Here is an 18,404-nt window from a genome sequence, read left to right on the forward strand (position 1 = left end):
TGGCCGGATCGTGTTTTTGACTCAGGTAGGACTTGATGAGCCGCGACGAAAATAAAGCAACGCTTCCACTGATTCGCAATTTCTCCATCATTGCCCATATCGACCACGGCAAGTCGACCTTGTCCGATCGCATCATCCAGATCTGCGGTGGCCTGACCGACCGTGAGACGAAGGAGCAGGTGCTCGACTCGATGGATCTCGAGCGTGAACGCGGGATCACGATCAAGGCCCAGTCCGTGACATTGGACTACAAGGCCGACGATGGTCAGGTCTATCAGCTCAACTTCATCGATACGCCGGGTCACGTCGACTTTTCCTACGAAGTGTCGCGCTCGCTTTATGCCTGCGAGGGGGCGCTGTTGGTGGTCGATGCGGCGCAAGGGGTCGAGGCACAGTCGGTGGCCAATTGCTATACGGCGGTGGAGCAGGGGCTCGAAGTCCTGCCGGTGCTCAACAAGATCGACTTGCCCCAGGCCGATCCCGACCGCGTGGCCCATGAGGTGGAGGAGATCATCGGTATCGATGCTTCCGATGCCTGCCAGGTGTCCGCGAAGAGCGGTCTAGGCATGGAGGCATTGCTCGAGCGGTTGGTACGTGATGTGCCGCCGCCCAAGGGCGATGCCGACGCCCCCTTGCAGGCGCTGATCGTCGACTCATGGTTCGACAATTACGTGGGGGTGATTTCGTTGGTGCGTCTCTTCGACGGTACGCTCAAGAAGGGCGACAAGATCCGCATGAAGTCCACCGAGCGTGCCTGGGAAGTCAGCGAAGTGGGCGTCTTCACGCCCAAGCGCAAGCAGACCGGTGTCCTGCGGGCCGGTGAAGTCGGGTTCGTCGTGGCGGGCATCAAAGACATCCACGGCGCGCCGGTGGGTGACACCATCGTGCATGCCAAAGGGGGCGAGGATGTCGCGCGCCTTCCCGGGTTCCAGAAGGTCAAGCCCCAGGTCTATGCAGGCATGTTCCCGGTCAGCTCCGACGATTACGAAGAGTTCCGCGATGCACTGGAGAAGCTGGCCCTCAACGATGCCTCGCTGGATTACGAGCCGGAAAACTCCGATGCGCTAGGCTTCGGTTTCCGTGTCGGCTTCCTCGGGACCCTGCACATGGAAATCATCCAGGAGCGACTCGAGCGCGAGTACGACCTGGATTTGTTGACCACGGCACCGACGGTCATCTACGAGCTGGTCATGAAGGGCGGCGAGGTACGCTATGTATCCAACCCGTCCAAGCTGCCGGACATGGCCGATATCGAGGAAATGCGCGAGCCGATCGTGCGTGCCAGCATCCTGGTGCCGCAGGAGTACGTCGGCAATGTCATCACCGAGTGCGAGCAGCGCCGCGGTACACAGCTGGACATGCTGTTCCTGGGCAGTCAGCTTCAGCTCACCTACGAACTGCCGATGAGCGAAGTGGTGATGGATTTCTTCGATCGCTTGAAGTCCATCTCCAAGGGGTATGCGTCGCTCGAATACAATTTCGAGCGTTTCGAGACCGCCAATCTCGTGCGTCTCGACGTGCTGATCAACGGTGACCGCGTCGATGCGCTTGCCACTATCGTGCACCGTGATCATGCCCATCCGCGTGGTCGTGCGCTGGTGGAAAAGATGAAAGAGCTGATTCCGCGCCAGATGTTCGACGTTGCCATCCAGGCGACGTTGGGCGGGCAGGTCGTTGCACGCTCGACCGTCAAGGCGCTGCGCAAGAACGTCACCGCCAAGTGTTATGGCGGCGATGTGACCCGCAAGCGGAAATTGCTCGAAAAGCAAAAGGCAGGCAAAAAGCGCATGAAGCAGGTAGGTAAAGTGGAAATTCCTCAGGATGCCTTCCTCGCCGTCCTCAAGATGAACGATTAGGAATCAGAGCCATGGATTTTACGTTGTTGCTGGTGTTGGCTGTCGCCATCACCGGTGTGGTCTGGCTGGTTGATATTGCATGGTGGCGGCGTGCGCGTCGCGCCCGCCTGGCGAAAGCCGAGGCCCAGGTCGAGGGCGAGTTGGACACCGCCACGCGCGACAAGCTGGCCAAGGAGCCCTGGCCGGTGGATTACGCGCGCTCCTTCTTTCCCGTGTTGCTGATCGTCCTGGTGCTGAGGAGTTTCGTGGTCGAGCCCTTTCAAATTCCCTCTGGCTCGATGCGCCCGACCCTCAAGGTGGGGGATTTCATTCTGGTCAACAAGTTCACCTACGGGTTGCGCTTGCCGGTACTCAATACCGAAATCGTCGATTTCGGCGAGCCCGAGCGGGGCGATGTCATGGTGTTCCGCTATCCCGGCGATCCTTCGGTCGACTTCATCAAGCGTGTCATCGGCTTGCCAGGGGATCGCATTCGCTACGAAAATAAACAGCTTTACGTCAACGGTGAGCCGGTCGAGAAGATCCTCAAGGACAAGAATGCCGATAACGCACCGGGTGAGCAGCTTTATGAAGAGCACCTCGGGGACGTCTCGCACGCTATCTACAACACCCCGGGTGCGCCCGGCCCGCAGATGCCTGGCGTCGTGGTGCCGGAAGGCCAATACTTCATGATGGGTGACAACCGTGATCATTCCAACGACAGTCGCTACTGGGGCTTCGTACCGGAAGAAAATATCGTGGGCGAGGCATTTGCAGTGTGGATGCACTGGAAGGATGGCTTGCCGAGTTTTTCTAGTGTCAGACTCATCGAATGAACCATACTCTCGAATGACTCATGCCGGGGGAGAGCCGTGCTCTCCGCCGCTTCACCCAGAACAGATGAAAAAGGCAGTGTCGTGAGTAGCCCCTTGCACGCCCTCAGTAAAAAAATCGGTTACCAGTTTCGCGATGTCGCTCGGCTCGAATTGGCGATGACGCATCGCAGTTATGGGGGACAGAACAACGAGCGCCTGGAGTTCCTGGGCGACTCCATCGTCAACTTCGTCATCGGCGAAGCGCTTTTTCAGCGCTTTCCCCAGGCGCGTGAAGGACAATTGTCACGTCTGCGCGCGCGGCTGGTGAAAGGGCAGACCCTGGCCGAACTGGCGCGCGAGTTCGAACTCGGCGAATGCCTGCGACTCGGCTCCGGCGAGATGAAAAGCGGCGGTTTCCGTCGCGACTCCATCCTTGCCGATGGGGTGGAAGCGCTGATCGGCGCCATCTATCTCGATGCGGGCATGGATGTCACCAAGGCACGGGTGCTGTCCTGGTACGCGACGCGCCTCGAAGCGCTCGACCTGCAGGACAACCAGAAAGACCCCAAGACACGCCTGCAGGAGTTTCTGCAGTCGCGGCAGTCGGCATTGCCGCGCTATGAAGTGGTTTCGGTCGAAGGCGAAGCGCACGCGCAGGTCTTTACCATCGAGTGTCATGTCCAGATGCTCGAGGATCATACGCTGGGTGTCGGTTCCAGCCGTCGCCACGCCGAACAGCAAGCCGCCGAAAAGGCGCTGGAAATACTCGAACCTTCCCAGAGCAGGCACGCATGACGCAACACTGTGGTTTCGTGGCCATCGTTGGCCGCCCCAATGTGGGTAAATCGACGCTGATGAACCGAATTCTCGGTCAGAAGGTTTCCATCACCTCGCGGCGTCCGCAGACGACGCGCCATCAGGTGATGGGCATCAAGACCGAGGAAGACACGCAGTTCATCTATGTCGATACGCCGGGCATGCACATTCAGACGCGCGATCGTAACAAGGCGATCAATCGCTTCATGAATCAGGCGGCCACGCATGCCTTGCGTGATATCGACTGCGTGATCTTCATCGTCGACCGTACCAAGTGGACCGAGGAAGACGACGTCGTGCTCGAAAAGCTCAGCAACGTGCCGGCCCCGGTGATTCTGGCCGTCAACAAGGTCGACTGGCTCGAGGACAAGAGCAGTCTCTTGCCGTGGCTGGAAAGCGTGAGCAAGAAGCGTGAATTCGCCGCCGTGGTCCCGTTGTCGGCCAAGAACGGCACCAACGTGCCCGAGCTTGAAGCCGAAGTCGCCCAGCGCTTGCCGGAAAGCGTGCATTACTTCTCCGAGGATCAAATCACCAACAAGAGCCAGCGCTTCCTGGCCGCCGAGCTGGTACGCGAGAAAGTCATGCGTCAGCTCGGCGACGAACTGCCGTACCAGATGACCGTCGAGATCGAGGAGTTCAAGGACGACGGCAAGACGTTGCATATCAGCGCCTTGATTCTGGTCGAGCGCCAGGGGCAGAAGAAGATTCTGATCGGCGATCAGGGCGAGCGGATCAAGAGCATCGGCCGCGAGGCACGTCTGGAAATGGAACGAGCCTTCGATGCCAAGGTCATGCTCAACCTGTGGGTGAAGGTCAAGCGGGGATGGTCCGATGACGACCGCGCCCTGAAGAGCCTGGGTTACGATCTCGACTGATTGCGCTCGCCATGGCGCACGGATGCCGCGATGACGCCTGAACCGGCCTTTTTACTGCATAAGCGCCCCTATCGTGAGACCAGTGCCATCGTCGAGTTGCTGACGCTCACGCAGGGGCGCGTACGTGCCGTGGCGCAGGGCGTGCAACGCGGTGGCAGCAAGGCGCGTGGCATTCTGCAGCCGTTCTCCCCGCTGCATGTCACCTGGAGCGGACACGCTGAGCTCAAGCGCCTGCGCCTGCTCGAAAGCCAGGGCAGTGCGGCGTTGCTGGCCGGCGAAGGGTTGTTGTGTGGGGTCTACGCCAACGAGCTCATGGCGCGGGCATTGCCGCTGGAATACCCGGTGGGCGAGGTGTTTTCCATCTACGCGCTGACGCTCGACGCCTTGCCGGTACCGGCTAAGCGCGCCGGAGCGTTGAGGCGCCTGGAGATTACCCTGCTGGAGAGCCTCGACATGGCGCCGCGGTTCGTCAACGAGCACGATGCCCCGCTGGATGCGTTCACGCATTATCGCTATCACCCCGAACGCCACTGCTTCCGTGCCGTGGAAGCCGGTCAGGGCGGCATCGACGGTCGCAGCCTCAAATGGCTGGCACGGGGCGACTGGGAAGCGCCGGGGCTGGCGGGCGTTGCCAAGCATGTCACGCGTGCGGCATTGGCGCCCTTGCTGGGTGAGCGCCCCCTGCGCTCGCGCGAGTTGATGCGACGACTGGCCGAGCGTCGACGTACTTCCTGACGATCATGTCATCCGCTTATCATTCCAACTGCTCATTGAAAGGACATCGCCATGCATCCGCCACGTATCTTGCTGGGCGTCAACATCGATCACATCGCGACGCTGCGTCAGGCGCGCGGCACGCGCTATCCCGATCCCGTGCAGGCGGCCATGCTGGCCGAGGAAGCCGGGGCCGACGGCATTACGCTTCATCTGCGTGAAGATCGACGCCATATCCAGGAACGCGATGTCCGCGTGCTCGCCGAGACGCTGGCCACGCGCATGAACCTGGAAATGGCCGTGACCGAGGAAATGATCGCCTTTGCCGAGACGTTGCGTCCCGCCAACGTCTGCCTGGTGCCCGAGCAGCGCGAAGAGCTCACCACCGAAGGCGGGCTCGATGTCGCGGGGGCCCGTCAACGCGTAGGCGAGGCCTGCCGTCGGCTAGGCGCAACGGGCTGCGAGGTGTCGCTGTTCATCGACCCCGAGCCGGCCCAGATCCAGGCCGCGTTCGAACTGGGGGCGCCCACCATCGAACTGCATACCGGGGCGTATGCCGAGGCGAGCGGCGACGCCCAGCGCCTCGAGTATCAGCGCCTGGTGGCGGCCGCCGAGATGGCGTTCGAACTGGGGCTGACGGTCAATGCCGGGCACGGCCTGCATTACCACAATGTCGAGGCGATCGCCGCGATTCCCGGTATCAACGAACTCAATATCGGGCATGCCATCATCGCACGTGCGCTGTTCGTGGGGCTCAAGGACGCCGTGGCCGAGATGAAACGCCTCGCCATCGCCGGGCAGGAAGCCGGGGTCATGGCCCAGCTCGACGCCCACGAACACGAGCATGGGCACGACCACGCTCATGACGATAACGGCGAGTGCTGCGGCGGTTGATCCTGCGCCCCCTCAGCTATCGACCTGCCAGTGCTCGGCCTGCCACTCGCGTAGCCGCGTGATGGCGCTTTGCAGCGCCGTGTAGAGCCCCGCGCAGGCCGCGAGCCCCTGGGCCTTGTAGCGGGTTTCCAGTGTTTCCGCCAACAAGGCCAGTTGCGGTACCCCGCAGTAGCGGCAGGCCCCATTGAGACGGTGGATGTGTTCGTGAAAGGCCTCGGCATCCTGGGCGGTCCAGGCGGCGTGAATCGCCTGCTCGGATTCATCCAGATGTTCGAAGAGCAGCGTCAGCATGTCATGCGCGAGTGCTTCGCGCCCACCGGCCATGCGCATGCCAAGTTGCATGTCGACGACGGGCAATTCGTCCCCGGGGGCACCGTCCAGCGCCGCCTCCTGCGATGTCGCATCGGGCGCTGGCGAGGGCAGCGCCGGGGGGCGAACATCGGCCGTGGAATTGACGGCCTCGCCCAGGTAGCGCTTGAGCAGGGAATCCAGCGCCGACTCGCGGATCGGTTTGATCAGGCAATCGCTCATGCCGTCGTGCAGCAGTTGCTGGCGTTCCTCTTCAAGGGCATGCGCCGTGAGTGCCACGATGGGCCGCCGCTGCCAGTCGTCGCCCAGCGCCCGGAGCGCCTTCATGGTCTCCACGCCGTTCATGCCGGGCATCTGGATATCCATCAATACCAAGGCAATGGCCTCGCCATGCGCCATTGCCAGGGCTTCCTCGCCGCTTCCCGCGAGTAACGGTGTCAAGCCGCGGTCCTGCAGCAATTCCTTGACCAGCAAGCGGTTGGAAGCGGTGTCATCGACGACCAGCACCTTGTCGCCCGGTGGGGGGGATGGAACTTCCAGCGTCGCCTGCGCCGGCTCGTGCTCGTTTCTCAGCAAGCCAGTGATGGCATTCCCCAGCCCGCGTCGCGAGACCGGTTTGGTGGTGATGTCGCCGCCGTGGGGAAGAGGGAGGTCGGGAAGTTCGAACGGATCGGCATTGACCAGCAAGAGGCCCGGGCAAGCGCAACGCTCCAGCACCTCGCGCCAGGCCGTGATTTCACGGGGGCGCAAGTCGTCTTGCGTCAGCCCCAGCACCAAGAGATCGATGTCAGGCGGTTGGCTGGTGCAGGCTTCCCGCGAGGAAAACGCCACGACGCGGGCATCCCAGCGTTCGAGCAGATGCGTGAACGCGCGTCGACTGGCGGCGTGGGCTTCGAACAAGCCGATGCGATAGCCGCCCAGATTCAATTCGGGCAGGCGTTCGCGTTGTTGCGTGGCGATCAACGTCAGCGAAAACGTGAAGGTCGTGCCTTGACCGCTTTCGCTTTCCACGTCGATCTCTCCGCCCATCTGTTCGACCAGGCGCTTGCTGATCATCAATCCCAGGCCGGTACCGCCGTATTTGCGCGACCGGCTGGCATCTCCCTGGCTGAAGGCCTGAAAAAGTCGCTCACGACTCGCCAGGTCGAGGCCGATCCCGGTATCGCGGACGCTGATGCGCAGCTTGGTACTGGTGGCATTGAGATCATCGAGCATGACGCGGACGATGATCTCGCCGCGCTCGGTGAACTTGACGGCGTTGTTGACCAGGTTGGTCAGCACCTGCTTGATACGCAACGGATCGCCGAGCAGTTGGTCGGGCACATCGTCATAGACGAGCCCCAGCAGGTGCAGGTTCTTGCGCTGCGCATTGGGTGCCTGAAGACCAAGCACCTCGTCGATCAAGGCCACCATGTCCACGGGCACGGTTTCCAGCTCGAGCTTGCCGGCTTCGATCTTGGAGAAATCCAGCACATCGCTGATCAGTGACAGCAGGTTGTCCGACGCCGTCTGCACCTGTTCGAGCCATTCCCGCTGGCGGCTGTCCAGGGCGCTGCGGCCGAGCAGCTGGCAGAAACCGATGATACCGTTGAGCGGCGTGCGAATTTCATGGCTGATATTGGCCAGAAACTGAGACTTGATACGGTTGGCTTCCAGCGCGCGGCGATGCGCCATGTCGAGTTCGATGTTCTTGACCTCGATGGTTTCCATCGACTCGCGCAGATCGAAAGTCGTCTGATCGATCTGCGCCTGAGTATCCTCGCGCAGGCGCATCATGTGCTCGCCCAGGGCATTGAGCTGGTGCCCGAGGGTGGTCAGTTCGCGCGCGCCGCGGGGTGTCGAGCGGGCGCTGTAATCGCCGCCATTGAGGCGCTCGAGAAGGGCGATATGATGCTGCAGCGGTCGGGTGAGGCGGCGGCTCAGCGGGTAGGCAAGCAAGAACAGCAACAAGCCCAGCACCAGACCGGCCATGCCATGGCCAGCCAACTGGCGATAAAAGGTCAGCGTCAGCGCCGTGGTACCCAGGTCCACATCGAGCCAATAGGCGGAGGACTTCTCTTGTCCCGTGTCGATCGTGCCCAGGGGGTGCAGCCAGCGCCAATGCTGCGCGCGCGCTTGCAGTGTGCTTTGTGCCGGCATTGACTGAGTGAGCGCGCGCTGCGTTTCACCGAGGCTGAGGAGGGCGTCGCCGTCACCGTCGCGCACGCTGACGGCGTCGACCTCATCGATATCCAGCAGGCGTTGAGCCAACTGGTCAAGCTGTTCGTCACGCGCTTCATCGAGTGCCAGTCTGAACGCGGGCGTCAGTGTGGCGGTGACATCGGCAATGCGCGTGACGAGCGCCTCGCGCGCCGCCTGGCGCTCCGCATAGATGTCATAGGCGCTATAGGCGACTGCCACGCCCAAGGGCAGTCCCAGCAATAAAAGCAGCAAGCGCAGCCTTAGTGACATTCCGACCGCTCCCTTAGTGTTCTCCGTCAGCAGTATGCCACACTCGGTGGGTTCGCCTGTCGCCGACGGGCCGTCCCGGATATAATTGGACGCAACGAATAACCGACGAATGCGTTTTGTCGCGACGCGTATCGCTCACGCTTGGCGTATCGATGGGGTCGCGGTCAGTAAAGGATGAAGCCATGCAATTTCCCACTCTCGCGGACGTGGTCGGCCACACGCCGCTGGTGCGTTTGACCCGGCTGCAGGCAGGGCACAACAACACGTTATTGGCCAAGCTCGAGGGCAACAACCCGGCGGGGTCGGTCAAGGACCGCCCGGCACTCTCGATGCTCGCTGAAGCCGAGGCGCGTGGCGAGATCGTCCCCGGCGATACTCTGATCGAGGCGACCTCGGGCAATACCGGCATTGCACTGGCCATGGCGGCGACGATCAAGGGCTATCGCATGACCCTGATCATGCCCGAGAGTGCTTCCAGCGAACGCAAGCAGGCCATGGCCGCTTATGGCGCTGAGCTGATCGAGGTCAGCAAGGACGCGGGCATGGAAGGCGCCCGCGATCTGGCCGAGGAAATGATCGCACGCGGCGAGGGGAAACCGCTCAATCAGTTCGCCAATACCGACAACCCCTTGTCGCACTATCGCACCACGGGGCCGGAGCTCTGGGAGCAAACGGGTGGGCAAATCACGCATTTCGTCAGCTCGATGGGCACCACCGGTACCATCATGGGGGTTTCGCGGTACTTGAAGGAGCAGCGTGCGGACATTCAGATCGTCGGCCTGCAGCCCGCCGATGGTGCCAGCATCGCAGGCATTCGTCGCTGGCCCCATGAGTACTTGCCGCGCATCTTCGATGCCTCGCGGGTCGACGTCACCCTGGATATCGGCCAGCAGGAAGCCGAGGAACACATGCGTCTGCTCGCCCGCGAAGAAGGCATCCTGGCGGGTGTCTCCTCCGGCGGCGCGCTGGCGGGGGCACTGCGGATCGCCGAGCAGGTGGAAAACGCGGTGATCGTGTTCATCGTCTGCGACCGGGGCGATCGTTATCTATCCACCGGTCTGTTTGCCGCGGAGCGCTGAGATGGCGATGCTGGGCAAACGGCGCCCGCCGCGTGCCGCCACGCACCGCGTGCGCCGGGAAAGCGGGACGCAGTCGGCGCGTGGCGACGCGCCGGCCGATACATTGACCATCGAGCGCCTGGCGCATGACGGTCGGGGCGTGGCGCGCGACCCTGAGGGCAAGACGGTCTTCGTCGATCAGGCGCTCTCCGGCGAACGGGTACGCGTCGCCGTGCATCGTCAACGCAAGCGCTTCGATGAGGCGCATGTCGTCGAGCGTCTGGAGACCTCTCCCGAACGCGCGACGCCGCCTTGCGCGTATTACGGGCGCTGTGGCGGTTGCGACCTGCAGCATCTCGAACTCGATGCGCAGCGCGAGCACAAGCGGCGTACGTTGGAGGAGTTGTTCACGCGCCAGGGCCTGACCTTGCCCGAGGTTCAGGTCCTGGCCGGCGCGGGGGCGGGGTATCGGCGCCGGGCACGCCTGGGCGTCAAATGCGATGCCGAGGGCATACCGCACCTGGGGTTTCGTGCCCGAGGCAGCGAGCACCTGATCGATATCGACACCTGCGTGGTGCTCGAGCCCATGCTGTCGCGGCTGATGGCGCCGCTGCGTGCATGCCTGACGGCACTGGAAGCGCCTCGGCGCGTCGGTCATATCGAATTGATCGCCACCGCCGAGGGCGCTTGCGTGGTAGTGCGCCAGCTCCGTGAGGTGCCCGATGACGAAACTTGCTGGCGGCGCTTCGCCGTCGAGCACGACGTCACTCTGGCCTGGCGAGTGGGACGCGAGACGCCGACCTTGCGCTGGTTGCACGCGCCACGCGGCGAGGCGTTGCACGTTTCCCTGGCGCTGGAAGACGCCACGCTGTCGCTGGGATGCGCGCCGGGCGATTTCCTGCAGATCAATGCCGAGGTCAATGCCCAACTCGTACGTACGGCACTGCGTTGGCTGGCGCCCAAGGGACAAGAACGCGTCCTCGATCTGTTCGCCGGCGTGGGCAACTTCACGCTCGCGCTGGCGCCTCGGGTCGCGGCGATCACCGGCATCGAGGGCAGTCCGGCGATGATCGAGCGCCTTGCCGACAACGCGCGTCGCACCGGGCTGCACCATATCGGTGCGCAGCAGGCCGACCTGGCCACCCGCATGCCCGATGTCGCCGAGGTCGACTGGGTCGTGCTCGACCCACCGCGAGGCGGCGCGGAGACGCTGTGTCGTGCGCTTGCCGCGCAAGCGGTGGAAAAAGTGCTGTACGTCTCCTGCGACCCCGCCGCGTTAGCGCGGGATACGGCACACCTTGTGCAAGGTGGCTACCGCATCGAACGAGCCGCATTGGCCGACATGTTTCCACATACCGCGCATTTGGAATCGATGCTATTGCTGACCCGCGATACGTCGCGCGGTCGGTCCATGTCCGCAGAAAGGGAAGATCATGGTCAAGGTCCGTGAAGACCAACCGCTGACGGAGACCGGCGAGGTCGATATCACCTTATGGTTGCAGCGCCTCCAGGACGATATCGTGCTGCGCGATGTCGGGGAGATACGCGAGGCCTGCGAGCTGGCTCGAGAGCTGGCTTATAACGCCGATAAACCCCACCACGCCTGGGCCGAACCGGCCTCGAGTTTCCGTACCGGCCTGGAAATGGCCGACATCCTGGGCGAACTCAAGCTCGATCAGGCGATTCTGGAAGCGGCGGTGCTGTACCGCGTGGTCCGCGAAGACTTGATCACGCTGGAGGCCATCGAGAAACGCTTCGGCAGCGAGGTGGCCTCGCTGATCGATGGCGTATTGCACATGGCGGCGATCAGCCAGCTGCAGGCGCCGCGTCAGGGCCTGTCGCAGCACAACCAGCAGGAAAACCTGCGCAAGATGTTGGTGGCCATGGTCGACGATGTGCGCGTCGCCCTGATCAAGATCGCCGAGCGTACCTGCGCCTTGCGCATGGTCCGCGACGCCCCGCGCGAAAAGCGCCTGCGCGTGGCCCGCGAGGTCTTCGACATCTATGCGCCGCTGGCCCATCGCCTGGGGATCGGACAGCTCAAGTGGGAACTCGAGGATCTGTCGTTTCGCTATCTCCAAGAGAGCGATTACAAGGCCATCGCCAAGCAATTGGCCGAGAAACGTCTCGACCGCGACCACTACATCAATGATGTCGTGGAGACCCTCAAGGGGCTGCTCGTCCAGCAAGGCATTCATCGATACGATGTCGACGGTCGTGCCAAGCATATCTATTCGATCTGGCGCAAGATGCAGCGCAAGCACATCGACTTCTCGCAGGTCTACGACGTGCGTGCGGTGCGCATTCTGGTGCCGGAAGTCACCGATTGTTACACCGTGCTGGGCATCGTGCATTCGCGCTGGCATCACGTGCCGAATGAGTTCGACGACTATATCGCCAACCCCAAGCGCAACGGTTATCAGTCGCTTCACACGGCGGTGATCGGTCCCGAGAACAAGGTACTGGAGATTCAAATCCGTACCTTCGCCATGCACGAGGAAGCCGAACTTGGCGTGTGTGCCCACTGGCGCTACAAGGGCCACGATGTCGACGCCAAGAGCCGCAGCTACGAAGAAAAGATCGCCTGGTTGCGCCAGGTCCTCGAATGGCAGGAAGAAGTCGGCGAACTGGGCGATCTGCGCGAGGGGCTTTCCAGTGACGTGGCCCCGGACCGTATCTACGTCTTCACGCCGGATGGGCATGTCATCGACATGCCCAAGGTCGCCACGCCCATCGACTTCGCCTACCGCGTGCATACCGAGGTCGGTCATCTGTGCCGGGGGGCCAAGGTCGACGGTCGCATCGTACCGCTGACGTACCAACTCGAGACCGGCCAGCAGGTCGAGATCCTGACCGCCACTAAGGGCGGGCCGAGTCGCGACTGGCTCAATCCCAACCTGGGCTTCGTCAAGACCTCGCGGGCGCGGGCCAAGATCCAATCGTGGTTCAAGTACCAGGCGCGCAGTCAGAACATCGAGGAAGGCCGCGCCGTGTTCGAGAAGGCCTTTCGGCGCCTGGACATCGAAGGCGTGGATTTCGAGGCCCTGGCGCAAGCCGTCAATTACCAGACGGTCGACGACATGTATGCCGCCATCGGCGCCGGTGATTTGCGCATCGGGCAGGTATTGCACCAGGCCCAGCAACTCTTCGGCGATACTGACGATCAAGAACAGCTCGATCGCCTGTTGGCCAAGCCGCGTCGCTCGTCCAAGGCGGCGGTCGACGACATCACCGTGCTCGGTGTCGGTAACCTCAAGACGTCGATGGCCAATTGTTGCCATCCGGTACCCGGCGAACAGATCGTGGGTTTTATCACCCAGGGGCGCGGCGTCACCATCCACCGTCAGGACTGCCCCAACATTCTGCAGCTACGTGCCGAGGAACCGAGGCGCATCGTCGATGTCGAGTGGGGTAACGTCAGCGCCCAGTATCCCGTGGATATCGAGATCGAGGCCTGGGACCGCTCGGGGCTCTTGCGCGATGTCACCAACATCCTCACCGGGGATCGCATCAACGTGCTGTCGGTCAATACGCTGACCGACAAGCATGACAACCTGGCACGCATGAAGATCACGCTGGAAGTCGACGGCCTCGAGGCATTGGAGCGCATCTTTTCGCGGATTCAGCAGTTGCCCAACGTCATCGACGTCAAGCGGCTGCGCAGTGGAGGAGGCAAGACGGCATGAGCGAGGCATCCGCGCGTTATAGTCTCGACGATCTCTTGACGTTGATGGCGGTGTTGCGAGATACCGAACAAGGCTGCCCCTGGGATGTAAAGCAGCATTGGGACAGCATCGTCCCCCACACCCTGGAAGAAGCCTACGAAGTCGCCGATGCCATCGAACGGCGGGCCTTCGACGAGCTGCCCGGGGAACTGGGCGATCTGCTGTTTCAGGTCGTCTATTACAGCCAGTTCGCACGCGAGGAAGGGCGCTTCGATTTTCACGATGTCATCGACGTGCTGACCGCCAAGATGGTGGCACGCCATCCGCATGTCTTCCCCGACGGCACGCTCGAGTCGCGGCGCCCAGTCGGCGTTGGCGCCGATGAGGTGGAGACGGCGGGCGTCAAGACGCGCTGGGAAGCCCTCAAGGCGCAAGAGCGTGAAACGCGCCAGGCGGTATCGGTACTCGATGACGTACCCCGCACGTTACCGGCGCTGTCACGAGGCGCCAAGCTGTCCAAGCGCGCCGCACGGGTCGGCTTCGATTGGCCCGATGACCAGGGTGTTTTCGCCAAGGTTCGCGAGGAGCTGGCGGAAGTCGAGGAAGCCGTGGAGCATCGAGATGCCGACCACGTGCGCGAGGAAATAGGCGACGTGCTGTTCGCCGTCACCAACCTGGCACGGCGCTTCGATATCGACCCCGAGCGCGCGCTGCGCGAAGCCAATGGCAAGTTCGAACGCCGCTTTCGCTACGTCGAGGAGGCGCTGTCGGCGCAGGAAGGCGGCCTCGAGCGCGCGAACCTCGATGACATGGAGCGTCACTGGCAAGCCGTCAAGCAGCGTGAAACGTCTGCGTCCTGACCGGGACGTGTGGTGAGCGCTGCCGTGCACGGGGGATCCGATCAAGATAACGGCTTTACAACATAACGACTTTCACAATAACGACTTGCCGTCGTATTCATCACGGAGGGCATCATGAGTCACGACTTGCATGAATCGCTGCGCGAGAATGTGCGCATCCTCGGCGATAGCTTGGGGCGTACCATCGCCGACGATCTGGGCGATGGCTTCGTCGACAAGATCGAGACCATTCGCAGCCTGGCCAAGCAAGGGCGTCAGGACGACAGTGAAGGCCGCCGTGAGCTGATCGAATATCTGCGCGCGCTGCCGGAGAAGGACCTGTTGCCGGTAACGCGCGCTTTCAACCAATTTCTCAACTTTTCCAATATCGCCGAGCAGCATTATCGCGCGCGCTTTCGTCGCGTCGAGGACTACAAGCCCGGCACCCAGCCTGATCTCGGCGACCTGTTCGAGCGCATTCGACACGCCGGTCACAAGCCGCGCAAGCTGGTCGAGACGTTGGCCGCCATGCGTGTGGAGCTGGTCCTCACCGCCCACCCCACCGAGGTCATCCGGCGCACCCTGATTCGCAAGTACGACGCCATAGACGAGTGCTTGAGCACCATGGAAGGCGCCACCGAACGCGATGAGATCGCCGATCGCGCTCGTGGACGACTCGAGGAACTGATCAGCCAGGCCTGGCACACCGACGAGATCCGCCACGAACGGCCGACCCCGGTGGACGAAGCCAAGTGGGGCTTCGCGGTGATCGAGAACTCGCTGTGGCAGGCGGTGCCCGATTTTCATCGCGAACTCGACGAGCTGTTGCTGGCCGCTGCCGGCGAGCGCTTGCCGCTGGACGCCGCGCCCCTGCGTTTCGCCTCGTGGATGGGCGGTGATCGTGACGGCAATCCCAATGTCACCGCACGGGTCACCGAGGAAGTCCTGCTGTTGGGGCGCTGGATGGCCGCCGATCTCTACGCCCGCGACCTGCTGCGTCTCAAGTCCGAGCTGTCGATGTGGAAGGCCAACGGTGCGCTGCGCGCCGAGGTGGGCAGCGATCCGGAGCCTTACCGGGCATTGCTCAAGCGTTTGCTGGCCCGGGTCGAGGCCACGCGTGACTGGGCCAAGGCGCGTCTCGATGGGCGGCCCTTCGACAGCGAGGTGCCGATCATCGAAACCCGCGATCAGCTCTACGCACCGCTGTTGTCTTGCTATCGCTCGTTGTGCGACGTCGGGCTGGATACCATCGCCAACGGCGCCTTGCTGGACACCTTGCGGCGCGTGGCGGTGTTCGGCGTCTCGCTCACCAAGCTGGATATCCGCCAGGAATCCAGCCGTCATGCCCAGGTGTTCGACGAGCTCAGCGATTGTCTGGGCCTGGGTCACTACCGCGAATGGGACGAGGATCAACGGCAAGCCTTCCTGCTCGAAGAGTTGGAATCGCCACGCCCGTTGATTCCCCGGCGCTGGGACTGCTCGGCGGAGACCCGCGAGGTCATCGACACCTTCCGGGTCATCGCCCGCGAACATCGCGAAGCCTTGGGCACCTACGTCATCTCCATGGCGGGGCAGCCGTCCGATGTACTGGCGGTGGCGCTGCTGATGAAAGAGGTCGGCGGCGACATGCATCTGCCCATCGCGCCGCTGTTCGAGACCCTCGACGACCTCAATCGGGCCGGTGACGTGATCGAACGCTTGTTGTCGCTGCCCGGTTACCGCCGCCTGGCCGGCGATGGCCAGGAAGTCATGATCGGCTATTCCGATTCGGCCAAGGACGCCGGTCAACTGGCCGCCGCCTGGGCGCAATACCGTGCGCAGGAGCAATTGGTCGGCATCTGCCGCGGGCACGGTGTCGCCTTGACGTTGTTCCACGGGCGCGGCGGCACGGTGGGGCGTGGCGGCGGTCCGGCCCACGCGGCGATTCTCTCGCAGCCGCCGGGTTCGGTGAACGGCAGCCTGCGGGTCACCGAGCAGGGCGAGATGATTCGCTTCAAATTCGGTCAGCCGGACATCGCCCTGCGTTCCATGGAAATCTACGCCTGCGCGGTACTCGAAGCCACGTTGCTGCCGCCGCCCGATCCTGAGCCGGTGTGGCGCGAGGAGATGGATCACTTGTCCGACATCGCCCATCGCGCCTATGTCGGCGTGGTGCGCGAAGATCCCGACTTCGTGCCGTATTTCCGCTCGGTGACACCGGAAAGCGCACTGGGCCGTCTGCCGCTGGGCTCGCGCCCGGCCAAGCGACGTCAGGAGGGCGGTGTGGAGTCGCTGCGGGCGATCCCCTGGATCTTTGCCTGGACCCAGACACGTCTTATGTTGCCGGCCTGGCTAGGCAGTGGCGAAGCCTTCGCCACACGTCTCGCCGACCCCGACGGGCGCGAGCGCCTGCGCGACATGCGTGCGCGCTGGCCGTTCTTCGGTACGTATCTCGACATGCTCGAGATGTTGCTGGCCAAGGCCGACCCGGACATCGCCGCCTATTACGAACGTCGCCTGGTCGACGAGCCGGCGCTGCAAGCCTTGGGCACGTCGCTGCGCGAGCGTTTGTCGCGGCTGGAAAGCGTGCTGCTGGACATTCTCGATCAGGACGAGCTGCTCGAGCATACGCCCTTGATTCGCCAAGCCATCGAAGTGCGCAACCCGTATATCGATCCTCTGCATGGCCTGCAGGCGGAACTGCTGCAGCGTAATCGCGATGCCGATGGCGCGATCAGTCCCGAGCTGTCGCGAGCGTTGATGGTGACGATGGCGGGGATTGCGGCGGGGCTGCGCAACACCGGCTAGCCCTCGTCCGCCAAGCGCTTGCCGCGTGGGTGGAGGGTGTCACGCTGGTCGCGTGGCACCCAGCATGGCTTGCGTCAGCAAGCCGCCGACGAGCCCCCAGAAGGCGGCGCCGACGTCCAGCAAGGTGACGCCGGAAGCGGTGATCAGAAAAGTGACCAGTGCCGCGTCGCGTTGGCGGTCGTCGCGCAAGGCATTGTGCAGGCTACCGCCGATGGTGGTCAGCAGCGCCAGGCCGGCGATGGTCACGATCAACGCCTGCGGCAGGGCATCGAACAAGGTGCCGATGGACCCGCCGAAGAGTCCCGCCAGCAAGTAGAATGCCCCGGCACAGGCTGCCGCCATGTAGCGCCGCCCGAGATCGGAATGCGCCTCGGGCCCCATGCAGATGGCGGCGGTGATCGCCGCCAGGCAGATCGAAAACCCGCCCAACGGCGCCAGCACGAGCGTGACGAGGCCGGTCACGGCGATGAGCGGCGAGATGGGCGGCGCGTAGCCGGCCGCACGCAAGGTTGCCACGCCGGGCGCATTTTGCGATGCCATGCTGACCACGAACAGCGGAATGCCTACGCCGATGAGCGAGGAAAGCGTGAACTCGGGCATGATCGGTGCGGGCATGACAAGGGTCACGGAGGCGCGGGTGGTGTCGATGTCGCCCTGGAAGCCGGCCACGACCAAGCCCGTGACGAGCACGCCGAGAATGGCGAAGCGCGGCCAATGACGCCGACCGAGCAGATACGCGGCGCACATGGCGCTGACCAGGATGAAAGCGTCGTCCAGGGCGGCAAAGGCCTCCAGCCCGAAACGCAGCAGTACGCCGCCGAGCATGGCGGCGGCGATGGCGTGGGGAATGCGTGCCATGAGGCGAGCGAAGACGCCAGTGACGCCGCACAACAGCACCAGGGCGCCTGCGAACATGAACACCCCGATGGCCTCGGCGAGCGTGTAGTCGCCCAGGCTCGTCGCCAGTAACGCCGCGCCGGGGGTCGACCAGGCCGTCAGCACCGGCACGCGATAGTAAAGCGACAAGCCCAGCGACGTGACGCCCATGCCCAGTCCCAGCGTGCTCAGCCAGCCGCCGATTTGCGCGGGGTCGGCGCCCGCCACCGCCGCGGCCTGAAAGACGATCACCGCCGAACTGGCATAGCTCACCAGTACCGCCACGAACCCTGCCACGATAGCCGAGACAGAAAGATCGCGTAGGAAAAAAGGCTGACGCATGCTGGCTCCCTGCCCAGGCGGGTGGCTGATGTTGGTGCGTCGTGCGTTATAACGCACGATAGCAGCCTCGCCGATGGCGTACAATGACCCCACGGTGTAGTCAATTCAGGGACGGTTTATCGGAGGCA

The 18,404-nt window shown here is 63.2% G+C and carries 13 protein-coding genes; 11 read left to right on the forward strand and 2 right to left on the reverse strand.

From position 1 onward, the window contains the following. Window positions 1-35 precede the first annotated feature (35 nt). From lepA to pdxJ, 6 genes are all read left to right on the forward strand, one after another. Window positions 36-1,856 carry a translation elongation factor 4 gene (gene lepA / locus C8E00_RS02360; protein WP_133694036.1) on the forward strand — a complete coding sequence of 607 codons (1,821 nt, stop codon included), beginning with the start codon at window positions 36-38 and terminating at the stop codon, window positions 1,854-1,856. Window positions 1,857-1,867: 11 nt separating this feature from the next. Further along, window positions 1,868-2,671 (forward strand): signal peptidase I, encoded by an 804-nt coding sequence (gene lepB, locus C8E00_RS02365; protein WP_133694039.1) that lies wholly within the window; start codon window positions 1,868-1,870, stop codon window positions 2,669-2,671. Window positions 2,672-2,752: 81 nt separating this feature from the next. After that, a complete protein-coding gene (rnc, locus tag C8E00_RS02370) occupies window positions 2,753-3,445 on the forward strand; it encodes a ribonuclease III (protein ID WP_133694041.1) in 693 nt (230 codons plus the stop codon). After that, window positions 3,442-4,341, forward strand: a complete 900-nt coding sequence (gene era, locus C8E00_RS02375; RefSeq protein WP_133694043.1) for a GTPase Era — start codon at window positions 3,442-3,444, stop codon at window positions 4,339-4,341. The genes rnc and era overlap by 4 nt, the downstream gene beginning before the upstream one ends. Window positions 4,342-4,371: 30 nt before the next feature. Beyond that, a complete protein-coding gene (gene recO, locus C8E00_RS02380) occupies window positions 4,372-5,076 on the forward strand; it encodes a DNA repair protein RecO (RefSeq protein WP_133694045.1) in 705 nt (234 codons plus the stop codon). Between the two features lie 51 nt (window positions 5,077-5,127). Then, window positions 5,128-5,949 carry a pyridoxine 5'-phosphate synthase gene (pdxJ, locus tag C8E00_RS02385; RefSeq protein ID WP_133694048.1) on the forward strand — a complete coding sequence of 274 codons (822 nt, stop codon included), beginning with the start codon at window positions 5,128-5,130 and terminating at the stop codon, window positions 5,947-5,949. 12 nt (window positions 5,950-5,961) lie between these two features. On the opposite strand, the gene C8E00_RS02390 is transcribed toward pdxJ, so the two are convergent. Further along, the gene (locus C8E00_RS02390) at window positions 5,962-8,709 is read right to left on the reverse strand and encodes an ATP-binding protein (protein WP_133694050.1); all 2,748 of its coding nucleotides are present in this window, start codon (window positions 8,707-8,709) and stop codon (window positions 5,962-5,964) included. 182 nt (window positions 8,710-8,891) lie between these two features. Here C8E00_RS02390 and cysM point away from each other — a divergent pair, with 182 nt between their 5' ends. The 5 genes from cysM (at window position 8,892) to ppc (ending at window position 17,058) form a co-directional block, all read left to right on the forward strand. Next, the gene (gene cysM / locus C8E00_RS02395; protein WP_133694052.1) at window positions 8,892-9,788 is read left to right on the forward strand and encodes a cysteine synthase CysM; all 897 of its coding nucleotides are present in this window, start codon (window positions 8,892-8,894) and stop codon (window positions 9,786-9,788) included. 1 nt (window position 9,789) lies between these two features. Continuing rightward, window positions 9,790-11,217, forward strand: coding sequence for a methyltransferase domain-containing protein (locus C8E00_RS02400; protein ID WP_133694055.1), 1,428 nt, complete (start codon window positions 9,790-9,792; stop codon window positions 11,215-11,217). Further along, window positions 11,201-13,453 carry a GTP diphosphokinase gene (gene relA, locus C8E00_RS02405; protein ID WP_133694057.1) on the forward strand — a complete coding sequence of 751 codons (2,253 nt, stop codon included), beginning with the start codon at window positions 11,201-11,203 and terminating at the stop codon, window positions 13,451-13,453. Before C8E00_RS02400 ends, relA begins: the two co-directional genes overlap by 17 nt. Beyond that, a complete protein-coding gene (gene mazG / locus C8E00_RS02410; RefSeq protein ID WP_133694060.1) occupies window positions 13,450-14,292 on the forward strand; it encodes a nucleoside triphosphate pyrophosphohydrolase in 843 nt (280 codons plus the stop codon). The genes relA and mazG overlap by 4 nt, the downstream gene beginning before the upstream one ends. A gap of 114 nt (window positions 14,293-14,406) precedes the next feature. Beyond that, the gene (ppc, locus tag C8E00_RS02415; protein ID WP_133694063.1) at window positions 14,407-17,058 is read left to right on the forward strand and encodes a phosphoenolpyruvate carboxylase; all 2,652 of its coding nucleotides are present in this window, start codon (window positions 14,407-14,409) and stop codon (window positions 17,056-17,058) included. Window positions 17,059-17,097: 39 nt separating this feature from the next. On the opposite strand, the gene C8E00_RS02420 is transcribed toward ppc, so the two are convergent. Further along, complete coding sequence (locus tag C8E00_RS02420; RefSeq protein WP_133694066.1) at window positions 17,098-18,276, reverse strand: benzoate/H(+) symporter BenE family transporter; 1,179 nt, start codon at window positions 18,274-18,276, stop codon at window positions 17,098-17,100. Window positions 18,277-18,404 lie beyond the last annotated feature (128 nt).

It is taken from the genome of Chromohalobacter marismortui (assembly GCF_004364315.1).
GTDB classification, from domain to species: Bacteria; Pseudomonadota; Gammaproteobacteria; order Pseudomonadales; family Halomonadaceae; genus Chromohalobacter; species Chromohalobacter marismortui.

Excerpts from the sequence above, each read along its gene's own strand:
- lepA (WP_133694036.1), top strand. The coding sequence starts at position 36 with ATGAGCCGCGACGAAAATAAAGCAACGCTTCCACTGATTCGCAATTTC.
- lepB (WP_133694039.1), top strand. The coding sequence starts at position 1,868 with ATGGATTTTACGTTGTTGCTGGTGTTGGCTGTCGCCATCACCGGTGTG.
- era (WP_133694043.1), top strand. The coding sequence starts at position 3,442 with ATGACGCAACACTGTGGTTTCGTGGCCATCGTTGGCCGCCCCAATGTG.
- recO (WP_133694045.1), top strand. The coding sequence starts at position 4,372 with ATGACGCCTGAACCGGCCTTTTTACTGCATAAGCGCCCCTATCGTGAG.
- pdxJ (WP_133694048.1), top strand. The coding sequence starts at position 5,128 with ATGCATCCGCCACGTATCTTGCTGGGCGTCAACATCGATCACATCGCG.
- C8E00_RS02390 (WP_133694050.1), bottom strand. The coding sequence starts at position 8,709 with ATGTCACTAAGGCTGCGCTTGCTGCTTTTATTGCTGGGACTGCCCTTG.
- cysM (WP_133694052.1), top strand. The coding sequence starts at position 8,892 with ATGCAATTTCCCACTCTCGCGGACGTGGTCGGCCACACGCCGCTGGTG.
- C8E00_RS02400 (WP_133694055.1), top strand. The coding sequence starts at position 9,790 with ATGGCGATGCTGGGCAAACGGCGCCCGCCGCGTGCCGCCACGCACCGC.
- relA (WP_133694057.1), top strand. The coding sequence starts at position 11,201 with ATGGTCAAGGTCCGTGAAGACCAACCGCTGACGGAGACCGGCGAGGTC.
- mazG (WP_133694060.1), top strand. The coding sequence starts at position 13,450 with ATGAGCGAGGCATCCGCGCGTTATAGTCTCGACGATCTCTTGACGTTG.
- ppc (WP_133694063.1), top strand. The coding sequence starts at position 14,407 with ATGAGTCACGACTTGCATGAATCGCTGCGCGAGAATGTGCGCATCCTC.
- C8E00_RS02420 (WP_133694066.1), bottom strand. The coding sequence starts at position 18,276 with ATGCGTCAGCCTTTTTTCCTACGCGATCTTTCTGTCTCGGCTATCGTG.